This window comes from Cuspidothrix issatschenkoi CHARLIE-1 (assembly GCF_002934005.1).
GTDB lineage: Bacteria > Cyanobacteriota > Cyanobacteriia > Cyanobacteriales > Nostocaceae > Cuspidothrix > Cuspidothrix issatschenkoi.
The window spans coordinates 1-19,893 of the sequence record NZ_PGEM01000016.1; the positions used below are offsets into that span (position 1 = coordinate 1).

Genomic DNA, 19,893 nt, shown 5'->3' on the forward strand with positions numbered 1-19,893 from the left:
AAAGTTTGATTATTCCAGGTTTTACCTCATTTGAATGAAATATGCTGTATTTTGTATTTCTCGTCAATGGGTAAGTCGCAAATAACATCCTAAAATCCTGAATATCCTGGGCTAACGCCACGCTTCGCTATCTGACAATTACAAAAATGTGTGCTATCCTAAGTATCCTAAGCAAAGATACTATAATTGGCTTTACTGTCGAAAAAAAAATTTTATTTTTCCGCCTAACTGCGGGGGTTAAGAAGGGAAAAGAAGGGCAGAGTGTAAGAGAATAAAAGTATAAAGGGCTACAAAGTCCTGAACGAAGACACGACACGAAAACCGTAGTTGAGGTAACGAAAGACGCGCGAAAACCAATTGCGAGCCGCAGCCCGACAGTACCTAGCATCGAAGCTCCACGAACCACCACGAAGCAATTTTTTATCAATACCGCTTCGACTGTTCCAAGCACTGCCATCTATAGGCGCATTTAGATAATTTTCATGCCAGTCATCTTCGCACCATTCCCAGACATTCCCGTGCATATCGTACAAACCAAAAGCGTTAGGGGGAAAAGTTCCTACATCTGTGGTTTGTTGGCGATATTTGCCTTTTGGTGCGGACTCGTAGGGATAATTACCATTGTAATTGACTAAATCTGGGGTGATGTTGTCACCAAAATAAAACGGTGTGGTAGTTCCGGCTCTACAAGCATACTCCCATTCGGCTTCACTAGGCAATCTGTAGTTTTTCTGTGTTTTTTGACTTAACTTTTCACAGAATGTAACTGCATCATTCCAACTAACTTGTTCAACTGGGCGATTATTGCCTTTGAAGTAAGAAGGGTTATTACCCGTGATAGCTTGATATTGTGCCTGTGTCAATTCATATTTTCCTATGAAGAAACTAGGAACAGTAACTTGATGTTGGGGACTTTCGTCTGAACTCCTTTCTGCTTCGTTTTCCGGTGAACCCATAATAAATGTTCCCCCTGGTATTTCCACCATTTCCAATGTCACACCATTTCCCAAATCTTCTATAAAGTATTTTGCACTTTCATCCCGTCGGTTAATAATATTTCCTGATGCGTTAGTGCTGACCACTTCAAAACTAAAAGTTTTCAGGTTATTTGTTGTATTTTCGGGAATTAAAGTGTTATTTTGCTTCCCAGAAAATAAACTTTGTCCTATAACTGGAACAATTACAGCACTTAAAGATAATGCTCCATAGATAAAAACACGACGATCTATTGTATGATTTATGTTAGTTTTAGAATTTCCCGAAGACGGATTTTTATTTCCTATTGAAGGTACATAACCTGTAGGAGGAATTTGTATATCTTTAATAACTTTATCCGCAAATTGATACCGTTCTTGAATCTCAACTTTCAACAACTTATCTAAAACTTGACCCAATTCCTGACTCACAGGACTAGGTAAATATTGTCGCCAATTATTCACCCAACTGAAACCATTTATTGTCCATAAATTAAAAGGATCAACCCCTGTTAAAAGATGGAAACAAGTTGCACCTAAAGCAAATAAATCACTGGCTGGATAAGCTTCACCACCTTGTATTTGTTCCAATGGACTATACCCATAAGAACCTATTCGTGTTCCTATTTGGGTGTGAACTGTGGTAGTTAATTGTTTCGATGCCCCAAAATCAATTAATACCAACTTACCATCACTGGCTCGGCGCATGATATTCTGTGGTTTAATATCCCGATGAATAACCTGGCGCTCATGAATAAACTTTAAAGATGGTAATAAATTTAGTAATAATTCCCGAATTTGATTTTCTTTATATTTACCCTTTTGTTTGAATTCATCTAATAAATTTTCCCCTTCAATAAACTCTTGTACCAAATAGAGAAAACCATTATCTTCAAAATGAGCAAACAGCGTTGGTATTTGTGGGTGTTCTCCTAAATCTTGTAAACGTTTAGCTTCTTCAATAAATAATTCTGTAGCTTTTTTTAAAGCGTGAGTTCCTGACTGTTTAGGTGCAAGTTGCTTGATTACACAAGTTTCATTGAGTTTCTGGCTATCTTCCGCTAAATAGGTTCTCCCAAAACCACCTTCAGCAGAAAGCACCCGCAATACTCGAAAGCGATTGATTAATAATGGTATCAATGGGGTTCTGCAAGATTGACAAAACTTGTGATCATCAGGGTTGATAGGTTGGGAACAATTCGGGTTTAAACAGCAGATCATAATCTGTGGCAGATGACTGTATAACCTTTATTATACAACATAAGTAATTCTCCGTTCCTTCCTGATATAGGAGTATGTACTTAAATGAAATACATCATCAGCCCCCTCCCCTTCACAAGGCTATGGTGTATAGTCTAATCAAGTTGCCATCTAGGGTTTTAATGCCCCCTAACCCCCAATTCTGGGGGAATCAGAATTTCAAAGTCCCCCAAACTTGGGGGATTTAGGGGGCTAAATAAGCTTGTATCTCACTTAAGCGATAATCGCTATATAATACTAAATTAACAACTGCAATCTTTTAAATAGTATGAGTGAAACCCTGGCTGATATTGCTATACCACCGCAGTTTCCTGATCATACTCAACTACCGGAGTCTGATGGTACTTTCGTGAAGAATTTTCAAGAACATCCCCAAAGTATAATTATCACAGATTCCATAATTCAAACTTTACAAAAAAAACATCCCGACGGACAATTTTGTATAGGTCAAGATTGTGGGATTTATTGGCGAGAAACTGAACCACCGGAAAAAGGAACAGTAGCACCAGATTGGTTTTATGTCCCTGATGTAGCACCAAGATTAGATGGTAAAATTCGTCGTTCCTATGTTTTATGGCGGGAATATATTCCTCCATTAATTGTTATAGAATTAGCCAGTGGTAATGGTGACGAAGAAAGAGATTCAACCCCTCTAGCGGGTTTACAAGAAGGTGAAAGACCTGGTAAATTTTGGGTATATGAACGTATTATCCGTGTTCCCTATTATGCCATCTATGAAGTTAATAATGGCAAATTAGAGGTTTATCATTTGGTGGATTTTGCTTACCAAAAAATCCAGCTTAACGAACGTGGACATTATCCTATTGCGCCCTTAAGTGTAGAATTGGGACTATGGCAAGGAAGTTACTTAAATAATCCTGAACAACTTTGGCTGCGCTGGTGGGATTTAGATGGTAATTTGTTATTGGTAGGTCAAGAAGAAGCCCAATTACAAAAATTAAGGGCTGAACAACAACAACAAAGGGCTGAACAAGCAGAACGAAAGGCTGCACAATTAGCCGAACGTTTACGGGCGATGGGTATAAATCCAGATGATGATTTTTGATTTATAATTAAATAAACAAACCACTCCAGGCACAGAGGACACAGAGAAAAGATGCAAAGGGCAATTTTATCCAGGAATTTACAGTTTAAACTTAATTGGGTGAGTTTTTTTGCTGATTTCCTGTTAGCTGGTATGGTGTTTGGTCCCCCTATTGCTCCTTTTTTAGCTGGGTCTGGTGTGTTTGTGCTTCCGGGGATTGCGGACATTATTTACTTTATGGGTAATCATGTCTGTCCCCAGCCTACTATGGGTTTAGAGTTAGCACCACCTTTTATTATGGCGGTATGTATGCGTTGTTATGGGACCGTAAGTGGTTTGTTAATTACTCGAATTTTATATGGTTTAACTAAGGGAAAAGGCTCTTTTTGGTTAAATCAATATGGTTGGACAGGTGCGGCTTTTGCTAGTATATTAATGATGGCTTATCCCTTGGAATTAGCGGCGCAAATTTTCGATTTGTGGGATTTTAATAATTATATTGTTACCCCATTTGGTTTAATTACTGGTTTAGCTTGGGGTTTATTTACTATGCCCATTTTCCATGATCAATAATTCATTAGCTTATAAGAAAATAGGCTGAAAACCCCGGAATGAACGACTAAAAATCCGTAAGTATTCAGCCATAGCACTTGTTTATGCCCAGATCGCCGACTTCTTTTATTGATTGTGTCCATATAGCAGGGAACAGGGAACAGGGAACAGGGAACAGGGAACAGAGTTGAAAGTCATGAGAGTGTATAGTTTTTTAGGTAAATTCTGTATCTCATTAAAGTGCATACCGCTATATGACTCGGTGACTCGGTGACTCCTTCTTCCTGACTCCTTCTTCCTGACTCGGTGACTCGGTGACTCCTGAATTCTTACCTACTACCCATTTTAAAATTTGAGTTTAACATAATGCCAACTCCCACTGATAACTTGATTATAGCTGGGTTTCATGCCCTGTCTGATCCTATTAGAGTCAGTGTTATAGAACTTCTGCGTCAGTGTGAACTTTGTGTATGTGATTTATGTGATGCCTTACATATTAATCAATCAAAACTTTCCTTTCACCTGAAAACTCTTAAAGAGGCAAATTTAGTCAATGCACGTCAAGAAGGACGTTGGATTTATTACAGTTTGAATATTGCCCAATTTCAGATTTTAGAAGCATATTTAGCAGAATTTCGCCTTTATTCTGGGGTTTTATCCAGTCGTTGTTGTCCATAAAGTTAATCAGGAAATCTGGCAATTTTTTGGTAAATATGATCAAAATTTTGTTAGGTTGGGCTATTGCTTAACTTGACTCAATAATCAGACTTTCTCAAGAAATAAAGCGTAAATTCCCATTTTCTCAACCCCCAACTACCAAATTACGTAAAATTAAATCTACTCTGGGTGCAAAACCATCACCATATTCAGCCGGAAAATGGGTAATTACATAAAATGCTTTACCATTTTGTTCTCCAATATAGATATTACCCAGGATATTCTTACCGTGGCTAAAAGCAATATTTTGTTTTACCCAAGGGTAGGTTTTATTCCGATTCCGGTTGACTACACGCCATTTATTGGCAGCAATTAAACCGTTTTTACTATTAATAAATTTACTTACTTGTGCATAATTTTGTAAATTACTTAAAAATGCCAAATGAACATAAGCATTTTCATTTTTTTTGCCGCCAAAGTTGACAATAAATCGAACGCCTTGTCCTTCTCCTGAACTTGTAGATTCTACTAAAAAATCCTGTGAGGGAAAGTAGGTGATAAAGAGAGGATTTTGATATAGTTTGAGTGTAATCTGGGTTTTTTCACCTTCGACAGATAAGGTAGCTTTTTTCGTCGCTGGTCTAGTTGACTGGGGTTTTTGACCAGCTAATAATATTATTTGAGTATTAGTCAGAGAGTGATTTTTAGCAACTTGATAATTCGCTAAACTAGGGTTAGTTAATGTTAAAACTACTAGCGTTGTTGGTGCGATAAAATTAATAAAATTCATGATTTTTATAGAATAAATACGCAGATTTAAGTCCAGTTGGATCACAGGCGTGACAAAAATCACATATATACATGACTTAGATCCTACCGTGAAAATCCTTATATTGGCATAATAAGAGCTAACTGAACTCTAGCCGAGTCATTAATAGGGAACATACTAATCACCGACAGCTTACCATAAGTTTGTCGGTTTTTTATCGTCAGTCAATTGCTGAGTCTAGGATAACTATAACACTATATTTATGATAATCATAAGTATATAGATAGGTAATAATACTGATTTAATTAAAATTGACAGGAAGTTACTCCGCTATGATAGGCATTTTCTAGGATCGGGGATTTCAGATTTTAGATTAAAAAAATTCTGCTGATGAAAATATCCCCACAACTGGTTGATAACCTGACAAATTTTGCCATAGTCACTACCAACTGTGGGGAAGTGATGATCAAATTGCGAATGTTATGATTAGTGGGTGCTAAGATTTTTAGTGAAAACTAGCACGGGCATTTTAGGACATCGCTTGAATGATGTAATCAAAGTAAGGTGCGGTGGCCATAGCGTCTTCAGTATTTAATAAATCCAAAGATGCTTGTTTGAGAGCATTGATAGCTTCCACCATTCCGGGAACAGGAACGCCTAGAGAATTGTACATTTCCCGTACACCAATCAAACCAATTTTTTCAATGGGTTCTTTGTCACCAGCAAGTACACCGTAGGTAATTAGGCGTAAGTACCAGCCAAAGTCCCGAATACACAAAGCCCGTTGTTTGTCACCGTAAGCATTTCCACCAGGGGCGATAAAGTCAGGGCGCTTTTGCCAAAGTTTTTTGGTGGCCTCTTGAACGATTTTTTTCTCGTTTTCTGAAAGGGTAGCAGCGATTCTTGTGCGTTGCATACCTGTTTCTAAAAATTCTTTGATGCTTTTGAGTTCGCCACTGCTAGGGTAACGCAGTTCGTCGTCAGCTTGGAGAATAACTTGGCTAATTACAGTCATGATTATCTAATGACCTGAAATGTTGATTATTTGCTAGTTTACCGACTCAGAGGGACATTCGTGAAGTCTATGGGAAGATAGGGGTAAATCTGTTCACATTTCTACACAGGTGAAGTTAATAGGAGTCAGGAGTCACCGAGTCAGAAGTCAAAGAATCAATTATGATAGTGTTTCCTGGTTGTTTGCTGTCTATTGATCCTTTTCACTTCCATTTAAGAGCCTTTTTTGCATAACTAGCAACTTACGTTAATATCTTCAATCAGGAGACTGGAAAGGCTATAGAAGCAAAACTTGGTGAGAGGAGTTAATCCTCTGACTTGGTTGGTATAGCTGCTATTTCTCCTTCCCAGGTTAGGATGAAAGACATTCGGAAAGTTCTGTGGAAAGATTTTCGTTTTTCCCTGTTCTCTAATCCCTGACCAATGAATAATATAATGACTAATATAATGTGGCGACAAGGTGAAGTTATAGAATTAGAAATTTCTGATTTAAGCGATACTGGCGATGGTGTAGGACGCTTTGATCAGCGCGTGGTTTTTGTTCCTGATACGGTGGTAGGCGATCGCGCTCTTGTCAAATTACTCCATGTTAAGCCAAAATATGCTCATGGTCAGGTGCAGGATTTATTAACTGCTTCCCCTCAACGAATACGACCAAGTTGTATCGTGGCTGATAAATGTGGTGGTTGTCAGTGGCAACATATTAATTATGACTACCAGTTAATAGCCAAGCAAAATCAAGTTAAGCAAGCTTTAGAGCGCATTGGAGGTTTTATTAACCCACAGATAAACCCTGTTTTAGTAGCTGCTTCACCCTTAGATTATCGCAACAAAGTAACCTACCCCTTGGGGATATCTGCCACAGGTCAAGTACAAGCCGGTTATTATCACAAAGGCAGTCATAAATTAATTAACTTGAATCAATGTCCAGTTCAAGACCAGCGCTTGAACATTTTATTAACTGAAATAAAATTAGATATTCAAAAGCAAGGTTGGTCAATTTATGACGAAACCCAGCATAAAGGATTAATTCGCCATTTAGGCCTACGCATTGGCCGCAGAACTGGGGAAATACTGCTAACTTTGGTAGTCAAGGATTGGAATTTACCAGGAATTGAAAACCAAGCACAGCAATGGTTACAGCGTTATCCCCAGTTAGTTGGAATCTCACTCAATCGTAATAGCGATCGCACAAATGCTATATTTGGATCACAAACCCGTTGTTTAGCTGGAGTCCCCTACCTGCGTGAAACATTCGCTAACTTAGAATTTCAAATCTGTCCAGATACATTTTTTCAAGTATCCACAGAAACCGCCGAAGCACTTTTAGATACAATTAAGGCAGAACTGAATTTACAAGGTCATGAAGTCTTACTTGATGCCTATTGTGGCATTGGCACATTAACTTTACCCCTAGCGAAACAAGTACGACACATTACCGGTTTAGAATTGCAATCAACAGCAGTAGAACAAGCTATTATCAACGCCCAAAACAATGGCATTAATAATGTTACCTTTCAAGTCGGCGCGGTGGAAAAAATTCTCCCCAATCTAGAAATCATCCCAGATATTGTTTTACTAGATCCTCCACGCAAAGGATGTGAAATTAACGTTATCAAAACATTAAGAAAACTGAAACCATTTCAGATAGTTTACGTCAGTTGTAAAGTATCTACCCTTGCCCGTGACCTGAAATTACTTTGTGAAGATGGGCTGTATAAACTCACAAAGGTACAACCTGCTGACTTCTTTCCCCAAACAGCTCATGTAGAAGCAGCAGCATTTCTGACCTTATCAGAAAATGATAAGAGTAATTAATTCTTTACAAAAATAAAAATCAGGAATTTGTACTCTAGTGGTCACTCATAATGCTAGAATAAAATTACATAAAAAATAGAAACTCATCTTCTTTTAAAAAAATCGAAGGTGTATAATATCTTAAGCAATATGAACGGAATTGTCTTGATTACAAACCAGCAGTTAAGGAAAGTAGCTTCCTACTCCTGTTCAAAAATAGCAGTTTTCAGGTATCTGCTCAATGAACAAATTAACTCTAACAAACTGTTAATAAGCAATCAAATTCATCTCTTAAGTTACTAGCCAAGAGCATTTTTATAAATTTAGTTTTACAGACGCAAGTTTGAAGGCACCATGACTACCTAAATTTTTTATCAGAATGCCTGTAAAAGCAAACTGATGTCTAGCTAACTAAAAAAAGCTACGGGGTTTCTCTTGTGATTACCATTTCTCTTCGTCCAGTTAGACAGTATTGGGGGACAATTAGTTTTGCTTCCACCCTTTACCTTTGTCCAATACTAGATTTACTCTTGACCCACATTCCCGCAAAATTACAGTCAGAACTGCGACTAGGACTGCAAGAAGCCCTAGTAAATGCTGCTAAACATGGGAATAATCTTGATCCCAGTAAATTAGTAGTAGTTCGTTTCTCATTAATAGATAATCAGTATTGGTGGGTAATTTCAGATCAGGGTAGTGGCTTCACTCCCACCATAGCAGGTGATGGTGATTCCGATGACTATTTACCACCAGACGAAGCTGAAAGTGGTCGGGGTATGTCCTTACTGCATCAGATTTTTGACCAAGTAGAATGGAATCGCCAAGGTACAGAACTCAGGCTTTGTAAGCAATTAGAAAGCCGTGGTTTATTATCATTGTTGAGGTGAGAGGGAAAAGAGAACAGGCAAGAGGCAAGAGTAAAAATAAATATTCCCCTTATGTCCTCATTCCTTTATGACCTCACGCTTGTGTCCATGGGTGGGACAGGGAGGGGCAGAAATTGATTTATCTAGCCAGCCCACAGCTTGCTCTAACCTAGCTTGTGCCTCTTGGGGTTCATTTTTGACCAGAAATACCATAGCTGCCGCCACCTGCTCACTAGCGCGGGCATTGCGGTTAGACTTGAGACGATGCCAATCATCAGGAGAAATACTGAGTCTTGCCATCAAGGCTTGCGCGAGTTCCAAAGTGCTAAGATCATTTAACTGACTAATTTGAGACATAGGGCTAAGTGCTGAGTCACTAGACAAAAGTTAAGATGTAATCATCATAGCCAATGACCCATCACCCATGACCAAACCAGAAGAAAATCCCCAGCTAGACTTTGAACAGGAACTAGAGGAAGTAGAAACTTCACTCCGCTTCTTAAAAGATAGATATGCCCAAGTGCAAAAAGATCAACAACAAAAGGCACAATGGCAACAGGAATTAAAGAATTTAAAGCAAAATAGAAATCAGACTCCAGAAATGAAGGCAGAATTAACCCGTCTGCAAAAACAGTTAGAAGCCATAGAAATCAACCTAGAAAGCCAGTTATTTTCTTGGACTAGCTTGAAAAGACCTTTTTGGCAAGCCGTCCGTTTTGGCGGTTTAGGCGTTATTATGGGTTGGCTGTTAAAATCTTGGGTTGGGTGATGGAATTTTGGATTTTAGATTTTGGATTTTGGATTTTGGATTGTATTTACATCAAGTCGAATGATATCAAATCAGAAATTTTATAATTTAGATCCTCCTGTTTTCAGCCTCTATTTTGCTAAAATTAGGATTATATATTCAAAAAACAACTTGTATAAAATGATTAATCATCGCATCGCACAAATCTTAAAAACTGGTCAACCTGAAGAAAATTTAACAGTTAAAGGTTGGGTAAGAACAAAACGCGAATTAAAAGGATTTGCCTTTCTTGAACTTAATGATGGTTCATCTTTAGCTAATTTGCAAGTTGTTATTAATCAAGATTTGCCAGACTATGAAGCAATATTAAAACAGATAAATACAGGTGGTTCTGTCGAAGTTACAGGAGTGTTAGTAGCTTCTCAAGGAAAAGGGCAAAGAATAGAATTAAAGGCGGATACAGTCAAAGTATACGGAGATGCTGATCCCGAAACATATCCACTACAAAAGAAACGTCATTCCTTTGAGTTTCTGAGAACCATTGCCCATTTGCGTGGCAGAACTAACTCCTTTGGGGCAGTATTCCGGGTGAGAAATGCTTGCGCGACGGCAATTCATCAATTTTTTCAACAACGGGGCTTTTTATGGGTACATACTCCCATTATTACCGCCAGTGATTGTGAAGGGGCTGGAGAATTATTTAGTGTTACTAATTTCAATTTAAAGAATGTTCCCAAAACAGAAAATCAAGAAATTGATTATAGTCAAGACTTCTTTAGTAAACCTGCATATTTAACAGTCAGTGGTCAATTAGAAGCCGAAATTATGGCCATGGCTTTTACTAATGTCTACACCTTTGGACCCACATTCCGCGCTGAAAATTCTAACACATCTCGTCACTTAGCCGAATTTTGGATGGTTGAACCAGAAATGGCTTTTTGTGATTTAGATGGTGATATGGATTTAGCAGAAGAGTTTCTCAAATACATTTTTAAATATGTCATGGAAACCTGTCCAGAAGACATGGAATTTTTCAACGACCGGATTGATAAAACTGTCTTAGAAACAGCCAATAATATTATCAATAATCAATTTGAAAGGTTAACTTATACAGAAGCAGTCAAACTTTTAGAAAAAGCCGATGTCAAATTTGATTATCCTGTCAGTTGGGGTGCAGATTTACAATCAGAACATGAACGCTATTTAGCGGAACAATTGTTTAAAAAACCTGTCATTGTTACAGACTATCCCGCGCAAATCAAAGCCTTTTATATGCGGTTGAGTGATGATGAAAAAACCGTTCGCGCTATGGATATTTTAGCACCAAAAATAGGGGAAATTATTGGCGGTTCACAACGGGAAGAAAGATTAGATGTGTTAGAAAAACGGGTATTAGCACAGGGAATGAAAACAGAAGATTTATGGTGGTATTTAGATTTACGTCGTTATGGTACTGTTCCCCATGCTGGTTTCGGTTTGGGTTTTGAAAGATTGGTGCAATTTATGACGGGTATGGGTAATATTCGGGATGTAATTCCCTTCCCCCGCACACCACAAAGCGCGGAGTTTTAATATTTGGTTGGTAGGGGTTTAGCAATGCTAAACCCTGTTTTTTGTCTGAATCAGGAGCGTAAGTCCTAAAAATAATAAAAAACCGTAATTAACATTATGAACACCTCACAACTGCGTCAAGAAATAAACTACAACTTAGAAAAGCTATCTCCAGATAATTTAAAAATAGTTGCCGAATTTTTAGCTTATCTAGCAGATAAAGAAAGGGAACTAGCTACTCAAGAACTACTTGATATTCCTGGTTTTATCGCATCTTTTGAAAGAGGTAAACAAGATGTAATTGAAGGTCGAGTTAAAAATTGGAGAAATATCAGGTCTATTGCTCATCGTTCTAAGGTTTATGAATAAACTTGAATAAATTATTATGAGAAAATCCCGGAAATGAAATTTACACTTTAATTGAATTTTTAGATGCTTTAGGTTATCGCATTGCTTTAGTATCTAAAGAGTAAATTTATCTGATTCAGGTAGGACTTACGCAAGATGTAACTAAAACCCTGATTATTCCGTAGGGGTAATTCATGTAGCTTGCTTCCCGAAGGGTATTACCCCTACTTTCGTTCTATTTTGCGTAAGTCCTATCAGGATGTCCAGGATTTTAGGATTCACAGGATGAAAACAGGAAGTTGATCACTAATTAAGACTTGATTAATTAATGTTAAAGCAAGATGAGGTTAAGATTGTAGGCGATTTTCAGGTCAATTTAATATCAAATTCACTCTAAGTATTTATTATCCCACCGCAAAACCTGTAAATTGCCGCTTATAAGGAGCATGAAATCCTAAAACAATATCTTCTTTAGGTACACCAGCAGCCATTAATTCATTAGCAATACCAATTTCTGTACCATCTCTTTGTATCCAGATTTTATCATCTTTAATATCAACATGAATGATCACCCCATAAGTTCTAATTTGTTGTTTCCAACCAATATTTAATACTTGATAATGATGACGTTGCGTATCAAAAAGCAATTGAATTTCTGTACCATTAGCTATATCATTACGAGAATGATTACTTAAAATATCTTGAATAATTTGTGAGTAATTTATTCTTTCCATAAAACAATCTCCTGGTTGAAAGAATCAAAAATTAAAACCTTAATTTGATATTCTTTTAAAGATTCTTGGATAAATTGATCTAAAATAATGGGATACAAGCCCCGTCCTTCTAGGACGGCTTTTCTTGATTTTTGATATATTCCTTTAATATTTCTAACGGCGCACCTCCTACAGAAATAGCAAAACTAACTAAACTATCAGCAGATATACCTTCAGTTTGAGTAATTTCTAAAAGTGCTGCTTTCAGTTCTGGAGTAATGGCAATGCTTAGGGTATCTTGGATATTTTATCAGCGAGCTACATAGTTGATGACACTAATTCTTAATACCCGTTGTAGCAATACCTTGAATAAACTGCCGTTGGCCAATTAAAAATAACACCATAACTGGTATGGTCGCAATTGTCACTGCTGCCATCATTAATGGCCAATTATTTGTAAACTGCTGTTGAAATTCTGCTAAAGCTAACTGTACTGTTCTTAACTCTGGCTTTGTGGTAAATACTAAAGGCTTAAATAAATCATTCCATTCACCAATGAAGGTAAATAGAAATAAAGTTACTAAAGCTGGACGTGCTAAAGGTAACATGATTTCCCATAAAATTTGCAGTCGGTTTGCACCATCAATAGCGGCTGCTTCCTCTAGTTCTACGGGAATGGTTTGGAAATATTGACGCAAGAGAAAAATACCAAAACCATTGGCCGCAGTTGGTAAAATTAACGCCCAGTAGGTATTAATCAGATGTCCCCACTTGAGTACCAAAAAGATCGGAATTACTAGCAACTGAAAAGGAATGACTAAAGTTGCTACCACCACTAAAAGTAACCCTTGTCTACCCCGAAATTTTAGCCGCGCGAGGGCGTAACCAGCTAAAGCTGATGTGAAAATTTGAAAAGCCGTAACTGCGATCGCTACTAAGGTAGAATTAGCGAAGGCTAGTAAAAACTTCCCTTGTTCCCATGCCTGGTGATAATTAGCTAAAGTCCAGTTATTGATGGCCATACCTGCTGTTGTTCCCTCACCACCCAAAGATGTCAGGAAAACAACAACCAGCGGTGCTAAAATGACGACAACCCCGACCAGTAGCACTAACAGGCTCAACAAATTACCATTTTTGAGATTCCATTTTAGCTTTGACATTGGCTATGACTCCATACATTTGTTTTTCTGGTAGTAATACCATCAGTAAAAACTAATCTAATTACTATAGTTTCTTGTTAAGTTAAATTAAATCACAGTGATAATTATCCCAAAATGATCGGGTAATTTAAGTTCTTGTATCAAATGATTCATTTCTAGGAGCAAGTAGACCATGCAGCAGGTTTTAGACCAAGTTGAAAAAATTGATTTCCAAAGCGAAATATATAAAGATGCTTATAGTCGCATTAATGCAATTGTAATTGAAGGGGAACAAGAAGCCCACGAAAATTACATCACATTGGCAAAACTGCTGCCGGCACATGAAGAGGAACTAATTCGCCTTTCCAAAATGGAAAGTCGTCACAAAAAAGGATTTGAAGCCTGTGGACGGAACTTAAAAGTTACCCCAGATTTGGAATTTGCCAAAGAGTTTTTCTCAGGACTACACGAAAATTTCCAAACCGCAGCCAAAGAAGGTAAAGTTGTTACCTGTCTCTTGATCCAATCTTTAATTATTGAATGTTTTGCGATCGCAGCCTATAACATCTACATTCCCGTAGCTGATGATTTTGCCCGTAAAATTACAGAAGGCGTAGTCAAAGAAGAATATAGTCACCTCAACTTTGGTGAAGTGTGGTTACAAAAAAACTTTGCAGACTCCCAAGCTGAATTAGAAGCAGCAAATCGCCAAAACCTCCCTCTAGTCTGGAAAATGCTTAACCAAGTAGCAGATGATGCCAAAGTTTTAGCCATGGAAAAAGACGCTTTAATAGAAGACTTTATGATTCAATACGGTGAAGCCTTGAGTAATATTGGTTTCACAACCCGTGATATCATGCGTCTTTCCGCTTACGGACTGGCAACCGTTTAAATAATAACCATAGGGGTGACGATTTTGTTACCCCATATTGGGAGTAGGGGAGTAGGGGGTGGGGGAGTAACCGTCAACAGTTAACTGTGAACATTGACCCCTTATGTAGTATTTTTAATAGATTAGATATTAGCAACTAATTTCCCATTTTTGCACGACAGCACACGCCTAATATATCACTCCATGTTTGGTTTAATTGGACATCTGACTAGTTTAGAACACGCGCAATCAGTAGCTCAGGAATTGGGATATCCAGAATATGCCGATCAAGGGTTAGACTTTTGGTGTAGCGCTCCACCACAGATAGTTGATCATATAACTGTCACCAGTATTACCGGGCAAAAAATAGAAGGCAAGTATGTAGAGTCTTGCTTTTTACCGGAAATGCTGGCAAATCGCCGCATCAAAGCCGCAACGCGCAAAATCTTAAATGCTATGGCTCATGCTCAAAAGCATGGCATTGATATTACAGCTTTAGGCGGATTTTCCTCAATTATCTTTGAAAACTTTAATTTAGAACAGTTCAAACAAGTTCGCAATATTGACCTAGAGTTTGAACGCTTCACCACAGGTAATACTCATACAGCATACATTATCTGTAAGCAAGTAGAAGCAGTTTCTCAAAAACTAGGGATTGAATTGTCCAAAGCCACTGTAGCTGTGTGTGGTGCAACTGGGGATATTGGGAGTGCAGTCACCCGTTGGCTAGATAAAAAAACAGATGTCCAGGAATTACTATTAATTGCTAGAAATCAAGAACGTCTTCAGGAACTGCAAGCAGAACTAGGACGGGGAAAAATTATGGGATTGGAGGAAGCATTACCCCAAGCCGATATTGTTGTTTGGGTTGCTAGTATGCCCAAAGGCGTAGAAATTGACCCAACTACATTAAAACAACCCTGTTTATTAATTGATGGTGGCTATCCAAAAAACTTAGGCACAAAAATTCAGCATTCTGGGGTGTATGTCTTAAACGGTGGCATAGTTGAGCATTCCTTAGATATTGACTGGAAAATTATGAAAATTGTTAATATGGATGTACCAGCCCGTCAATTATTTGCTTGTTTTGCAGAATCTATGCTACTGGAATTTGAGAAGTTACATACTAACTTTTCTTGGGGGCGCAATCAGATTACCGTAGAGAAAATGGACCAAATTGGTCAAATGTCCAGAAAACACGGTTTTAGACCATTGCTAGTTTAGTCAAAAGGCAAGAGGCAAGAGGCAAGAGGCAAAAGCCAAGATAAATATTATCCTGTTCTTCCTGTTCCCTGTTCCCTGTTCCCTGTTCCCTGTTCCCTGTTCCCTGTTCCCTATTCCCTATTCCCTATTCCTTTAATATGGCAACCACTGAGCGCAAACCGCTACTGTTAGATTTTGAAAAGCCTTTAGCAGAACTGGCCACTCGCATTGACCAAATTCGTCAACTTGCTGAAGAAAATGGTGTGGATGTTTCTGGGCAAATTCGCCAACTAGAAACACGGGCGATGCAATTACGACAAGAAATTTTTAGTAGTTTAACACCATCCCAACGACTCCAAGTAGCTCGTCACCCTCGCCGCCCTAGTACCTTAGATTATATCCAGTCTATTAGTGATGAATGGATGGAGTTGCATGGCGATCGCTGTGGTGGAGATGACCCCGCTTTAGTTGGTGGTGTTGGCCGTGTTAATGGTCAACCCGTGATGATGTTAGGACATCAAAAAGGCCGGGATACTAAAGATAACGTAGTCCGGAACTTTGGCATGGCTGCCCCTGGAGGCTACCGCAAAGCCCTACGGCTTATGGAACACGCCAATAAATTCAATATGCCAATTTTGACATTTATTGATACTCCGGGAGCTTGGGCGGGCATAGAAGCAGAGCACCAAGGACAAGGAGAGGCGATCGCCTATAATCTGCGAGAAATGTTTTGCTTTGATGTGCCGATTATTTGTACAGTTATTGGTGAAGGTGGATCCGGTGGGGCGTTGGGTATTGGTGTAGGCGATCGCCTATTGATGTTTGAACACTCAGTTTATACAGTTGCTACACCCGAAGCTTGTGCCGCAATCTTATGGAAAGATGCCAGCAAATCTCCTCAAGCTGCTGTAGCCTTGAAAATTGTCTCCCATGACCTGAAAAACTTGGGCATTATTGATCAAATTCTCCCCGAACCTTTAGGGGGCGCACATTCTGACCCCTTAACCGCCGCAACCAACCTCAAGCAAGCCTTAGTAGAAAACCTAGACGAACTCAACCGTCTAACACCTGCTGAACGCCGTCAACTTCGCTATGATAAATTCCGCAACATCGGCGTTTTTACAGAACTTGCTCATTAAAAATACTCAAAACTATAGCATAAAAACACAGCAATGCTATAATTGCCTATGGCTGCTCAAAGATTTTTTAACAATCTTCAAGAGCTATAGGCATTTGTATTGCAGGTAAAAGGCAATAGACGGGGGAGCAGAGGAGCAATAGTTTTGCGGTTAATAGTCAACCGTCAACCGTCAACTGTCAACCATCAACTGTTACCTATTCCACAATTAATTTATGAGTAGCTGTTGGCTGATAGCCCAGCTAAAAAGTTGGACAATACCATGAGTTTTGAGCAAAAAAGACGCGCCTTAATTACTGGTGCTAGTAGCGGAATTGGTAAAGCAACGGCTTTAGCATTTGCAAAAGCTGGAATAGATATAGCCTTAGTTGGTCGTTCTCAAAATAATTTAGACTTCGTAAGCAAAGCAGCGCGTGAATTTGGAGTTGAAGCCAAAGCTTTCTGTGTGGACTTAGCTGAAGTTGCCGAAGTTAAAGCTAAAATTCAGGCGATCGCCCATGAATTTGGTAACATAGATATTCTCATTAATAATGCTGGTATTGGATATACAGGAAACCTGAGCGACACACCTCTAGAAGACTGGCAGCAAGTAATTAACGTCAATCTCACTAGTGTATTTCAGTGCATGATGGGAATTTTGCCAGGAATGCGCCAACAAGGCCAAGGCACAATCATTAATATTGCCTCTATTGCCGCCAAACAAGCTTTTGCAGGTTGGGGAGCATACTGCGTCAGCAAAGCCGGACTCCTTTCCCTATCCCAAACCCTTGCACAAGAAGAACGTGCTAATGGCATTCGCGTCATGGCCATTTGTCCAGGTTCTGTAAACACAGAAATTTGGGATACCCCCACAGTTAAAGCTAACTTTGACCGTTCCCAAATGTTAACTCCAGAAATTGTGGCCCAAACAATTCTCCACACTGTCTTATTACCACAACAAGCAGTAATTGAAGAATTAACCATTATGTCCAATGCTGGTGTTCTCTAATCGGTGATTTCGTCATTTATTTCTCATGACAAATGACCGAAAAACTTTAGATTTTAGATTTTAGATTTTAGATTTTACGTTGGGAATTTTCGGTACCAATCTCGCCCCTTCTGGGCGCAATTAATCCCAAAATCGCCAATATAAAATCAGAAAAACTCCACCCTCTAGGGTGAAGTAAATCGTAAATCCAAAATTGTAAATCCAAAATTGATTGACAACTGACAACTAAACCAATCACAAATTACCAAAATTCAATCATGACTATCGCTAGTCCAAATGGTTCTAATCTCTCTCAATCGCCCCTGATTCCTGACTTAGCAGAAGTTATTGTTCGCCCAGACCGCAATACTCATGATGGTAAAGTAGCAGAAATACATCCACCATCAGATGAAACCATGGACGAGATGATGGCAGCAGTCCGCACCATGCTAGTAGGAGTAGGAGAAGATCCAGAACGGGAAGGACTTCTTAAAACACCTAAGCGTGTAGCTAAGGCCATGAAGTTTCTCACCAGTGGCTACAATGAATCCTTAGAAGACCTCATCAATGGTGCAATCTTTGACGAAGGACATGATGAGATGGTGTTAGTTAGAGATATTAATTTCTTTAGCTTATGTGAACATCATATGTTGCCATTTATGGGTAGAGCGCACGTTGCTTATATTCCCAATCAAAAAGTTGTGGGATTAAGTAAACTAGCCCGAATTGTGGAAATGTATTCTCGCAGATTGCAAGTCCAAGAAAGATTAACTCGCCAAATTGCCGAAGCATTGCAAACAGTTCTCGAACCTAAAGGCGTTGCTGTGGTTATGGAAGCTAGTCATATGTGTATGGTGATGCGCGGAGTCCAAAAACCCGGTTCTTGGACAGTCACCAGTTCCATGGTAGGGGTATTCCAAGAAGAACACAAAACCCGTGAGGAATTCTTTAATTTAATTCGTCACCAAGCTTCATTCTTTTAGGAAGGCAAGAGGCAGGGGAGCAGGGGTTAACAGTCAGCAGTCACCTATTCCCTAAATTTTGAAACAATAAAGCCACCTGGTCTAAATCTTTGTTACCTGGTGAGTGTTCTACACCACTGGATAAATCAATGCCATTAGGTGTAATCTGACTTAGGGCAGTTAAAATATTATCTGGTGTCAGTCCCCCGGCTAAAAACCAAGGAAGAGAAGGGTTAAATCTTTCTAGCATTTGCCAATCTAAGGTTTGCCCTGTTCCTCCTAACTGTTGGGGATGGTAGGCATCAAGTAGTAGAGTATCTACATAATCAGTGTAATTAGTTGTGGTTTGTAGATGCTCTAAACTGCGGACTCGTAAAGCTTTGATAATTTCTACTTGGGATAGAGATTGACGTAATTGATAGCAAAATTCTGGTGTTTCATCTCCATGTAATTGCACACCAGTTAAACCAGACTCTTGAACTACTTGACGAATTTCTGAAATAGTTGTGTTGGCAAAAACGCCAATTTTATCAATATTTGGGGGAAGTGGGGCTATGGCTGCCTGAATTTGGGCTATGGTAACGTAGCGAGGGGAACTAGGAACACAGATAAATCCTAGCGCTGTTGCACCTAGAGACGCTATAGCTATTGACTGCTGTGGTTGAGTGATGCCGCAAATTTTAACCCGCATTTCCACCTGAAAAGTTACAAATAATCACAAAAGTATCTTAATTGAAGTTAAAAACTTTTGCTTTGTCCTGGGTAATTTTATAATTTTGTACGATTATACTCATTTTTTCATTGAGGAGACACACCATCATGTCATCAATTTTATTAGCCGCAGCATCCGTTCCTGTTACCCCGGTGTGGAGTCCTACAGTTGGCATCATTATCAGTGCCAGCAGCGCAGTTATACTTTTACTTACTTTTGCACTTAAATCTGCTAAAGTTGGACCATCTATGCCCATGCTACCTGTGAGTATACCAGGATTTATTGGTGCAATGGCTCTTGGTCATGTAGTGGGAATTGGCATTGTTTTAGGACTAACTAATATTGGCCGCTTGTAAGTTGGTTTGATATTCCTTTTTTGTCGGCAGCGATAGGGTGATTCATTACTGATCACTTTTTTTGGCAGATTCCAGATCCCTGACTTCTTAGAAGTCGGGGATCTATGGTTTGCTGTTTCGTGATCAAAGGTGGGAAATTGTCTATCCTAGAGTTATAGCAAGAGGTAGTGGTATGGCTAACGCTACGCTGACCAACCGCGGCAGGAGGCAAGAGGGAAAGCCTTATCCTGCATGATTTTTAAGTTTCACTT

At 38.9% G+C, this 19,893-nt stretch carries 21 protein-coding genes; 14 read left to right on the forward strand and 7 right to left on the reverse strand.

Features of this window, described 5'->3' with window-relative positions:
• Positions 1–287 precede the first annotated feature (287 nt).
• Positions 288–2,195, reverse strand: a complete 1,908-nt coding sequence (locus CUN59_RS02240) for a bifunctional serine/threonine-protein kinase/formylglycine-generating enzyme family protein (protein ID WP_104386304.1) — start codon at positions 2,193–2,195, stop codon at positions 288–290.
• A gap of 307 nt (positions 2,196–2,502) precedes the next feature.
• Here CUN59_RS02240 and CUN59_RS02245 point away from each other — a divergent pair, with 307 nt between their 5' ends.
• From CUN59_RS02245 to CUN59_RS02255, 3 genes are all read left to right on the forward strand, one after another.
• Entirely contained in the window at positions 2,503–3,300 is a 798-nt protein-coding gene (locus CUN59_RS02245) for a Uma2 family endonuclease (RefSeq protein WP_104386305.1), read from the forward strand.
• Positions 3,301–3,351: 51 nt separating this feature from the next.
• Complete coding sequence (locus tag CUN59_RS02250) at positions 3,352–3,852, forward strand: DUF2085 domain-containing protein (RefSeq protein ID WP_104386306.1); 501 nt, start codon at positions 3,352–3,354, stop codon at positions 3,850–3,852.
• Between the two features lie 345 nt (positions 3,853–4,197).
• Complete coding sequence (locus tag CUN59_RS02255) at positions 4,198–4,509, forward strand: ArsR/SmtB family transcription factor (protein ID WP_104386307.1); 312 nt, start codon at positions 4,198–4,200, stop codon at positions 4,507–4,509.
• A gap of 124 nt (positions 4,510–4,633) precedes the next feature.
• On the opposite strand, the gene CUN59_RS02260 is transcribed toward CUN59_RS02255, so the two are convergent.
• Both CUN59_RS02260 and CUN59_RS02265 read right to left on the reverse strand, forming a co-directional pair.
• Positions 4,634–5,278, reverse strand: coding sequence for a hypothetical protein (locus CUN59_RS02260; RefSeq protein ID WP_104386308.1), 645 nt, complete (start codon positions 5,276–5,278; stop codon positions 4,634–4,636).
• 508 nt (positions 5,279–5,786) lie between these two features.
• Entirely contained in the window at positions 5,787–6,272 is a 486-nt protein-coding gene (locus CUN59_RS02265) for an allophycocyanin subunit alpha-B (RefSeq protein WP_104386309.1), read from the reverse strand.
• A 434-nt stretch (positions 6,273–6,706) separates the two neighbouring features.
• Between CUN59_RS02265 and rlmD the strand changes: the two genes are divergently transcribed.
• On the forward strand, positions 6,707–8,089 hold the full coding sequence (gene rlmD, locus CUN59_RS02270) for a 23S rRNA (uracil(1939)-C(5))-methyltransferase RlmD (protein ID WP_207765350.1): 1,383 nt from the start codon (positions 6,707–6,709) through the stop codon (positions 8,087–8,089).
• Positions 8,090–8,505: 416 nt separating this feature from the next.
• Positions 8,506–8,955 (forward strand): ATP-binding protein, encoded by a 450-nt coding sequence (locus CUN59_RS02275; RefSeq protein WP_104386310.1) that lies wholly within the window; start codon positions 8,506–8,508, stop codon positions 8,953–8,955.
• A 57-nt stretch (positions 8,956–9,012) separates the two neighbouring features.
• On the opposite strand, the gene CUN59_RS02280 is transcribed toward CUN59_RS02275, so the two are convergent.
• On the reverse strand, positions 9,013–9,291 hold the full coding sequence (locus tag CUN59_RS02280) for a DUF6439 family protein (protein ID WP_104386311.1): 279 nt from the start codon (positions 9,289–9,291) through the stop codon (positions 9,013–9,015).
• 67 nt (positions 9,292–9,358) lie between these two features.
• On the opposite strand from CUN59_RS02280, the gene CUN59_RS02285 reads away from it, so the two are divergent.
• The 3 genes from CUN59_RS02285 (at position 9,359) to CUN59_RS02295 (ending at position 11,602) form a co-directional block, all read left to right on the forward strand.
• A complete protein-coding gene (locus tag CUN59_RS02285) occupies positions 9,359–9,703 on the forward strand; it encodes a sll0565 family protein (protein WP_104386312.1) in 345 nt (114 codons plus the stop codon).
• A gap of 159 nt (positions 9,704–9,862) precedes the next feature.
• Positions 9,863–11,254 (forward strand): asparagine--tRNA ligase, encoded by a 1,392-nt coding sequence (gene asnS / locus CUN59_RS02290; RefSeq protein ID WP_104386313.1) that lies wholly within the window; start codon positions 9,863–9,865, stop codon positions 11,252–11,254.
• 96 nt (positions 11,255–11,350) lie between these two features.
• The gene (locus CUN59_RS02295; protein WP_104386314.1) at positions 11,351–11,602 is read left to right on the forward strand and encodes a hypothetical protein; all 252 of its coding nucleotides are present in this window, start codon (positions 11,351–11,353) and stop codon (positions 11,600–11,602) included.
• Positions 11,603–11,985: 383 nt separating this feature from the next.
• Here the strand turns inward: CUN59_RS02295 and CUN59_RS02300 are convergent, their stop codons facing one another.
• Both CUN59_RS02300 and CUN59_RS02310 read right to left on the reverse strand, forming a co-directional pair.
• Positions 11,986–12,315 carry a XisI protein gene (locus CUN59_RS02300; protein WP_104386315.1) on the reverse strand — a complete coding sequence of 110 codons (330 nt, stop codon included), beginning with the start codon at positions 12,313–12,315 and terminating at the stop codon, positions 11,986–11,988.
• A 314-nt stretch (positions 12,316–12,629) separates the two neighbouring features.
• Positions 12,630–13,454, reverse strand: coding sequence for a carbohydrate ABC transporter permease (locus CUN59_RS02310; RefSeq protein ID WP_104386316.1), 825 nt, complete (start codon positions 13,452–13,454; stop codon positions 12,630–12,632).
• 172 nt (positions 13,455–13,626) lie between these two features.
• Here CUN59_RS02310 and CUN59_RS02315 point away from each other — a divergent pair, with 172 nt between their 5' ends.
• The 5 genes from CUN59_RS02315 (at position 13,627) to folE (ending at position 18,595) form a co-directional block, all read left to right on the forward strand.
• Entirely contained in the window at positions 13,627–14,325 is a 699-nt protein-coding gene (locus CUN59_RS02315; RefSeq protein ID WP_104386317.1) for an aldehyde oxygenase (deformylating), read from the forward strand.
• Between the two features lie 183 nt (positions 14,326–14,508).
• A complete protein-coding gene (locus CUN59_RS02320; protein ID WP_104386318.1) occupies positions 14,509–15,528 on the forward strand; it encodes a long-chain acyl-[acyl-carrier-protein] reductase in 1,020 nt (339 codons plus the stop codon).
• Between the two features lie 137 nt (positions 15,529–15,665).
• A complete protein-coding gene (locus CUN59_RS02325; RefSeq protein ID WP_104386319.1) occupies positions 15,666–16,646 on the forward strand; it encodes an acetyl-CoA carboxylase carboxyltransferase subunit alpha in 981 nt (326 codons plus the stop codon).
• Positions 16,647–16,907: 261 nt separating this feature from the next.
• Positions 16,908–17,633: an SDR family oxidoreductase gene (locus tag CUN59_RS02330; protein ID WP_104386320.1), complete on the forward strand. Its 726-nt coding sequence runs from the start codon at positions 16,908–16,910 to the stop codon at positions 17,631–17,633.
• A gap of 257 nt (positions 17,634–17,890) precedes the next feature.
• Positions 17,891–18,595, forward strand: coding sequence for a GTP cyclohydrolase I FolE (gene folE, locus CUN59_RS02335; RefSeq protein ID WP_104386321.1), 705 nt, complete (start codon positions 17,891–17,893; stop codon positions 18,593–18,595).
• Positions 18,596–18,635: 40 nt separating this feature from the next.
• Here folE and CUN59_RS02340 read toward each other — a convergent pair whose 3' ends face one another.
• Entirely contained in the window at positions 18,636–19,265 is a 630-nt protein-coding gene (locus CUN59_RS02340) for a phosphoribosylanthranilate isomerase (RefSeq protein ID WP_104386322.1), read from the reverse strand.
• Positions 19,266–19,393: 128 nt separating this feature from the next.
• On the opposite strand from CUN59_RS02340, the gene CUN59_RS02345 reads away from it, so the two are divergent.
• Positions 19,394–19,642, forward strand: coding sequence for a photosystem I reaction center subunit PsaK (locus CUN59_RS02345; protein ID WP_193938697.1), 249 nt, complete (start codon positions 19,394–19,396; stop codon positions 19,640–19,642).
• Positions 19,643–19,893 lie beyond the last annotated feature (251 nt).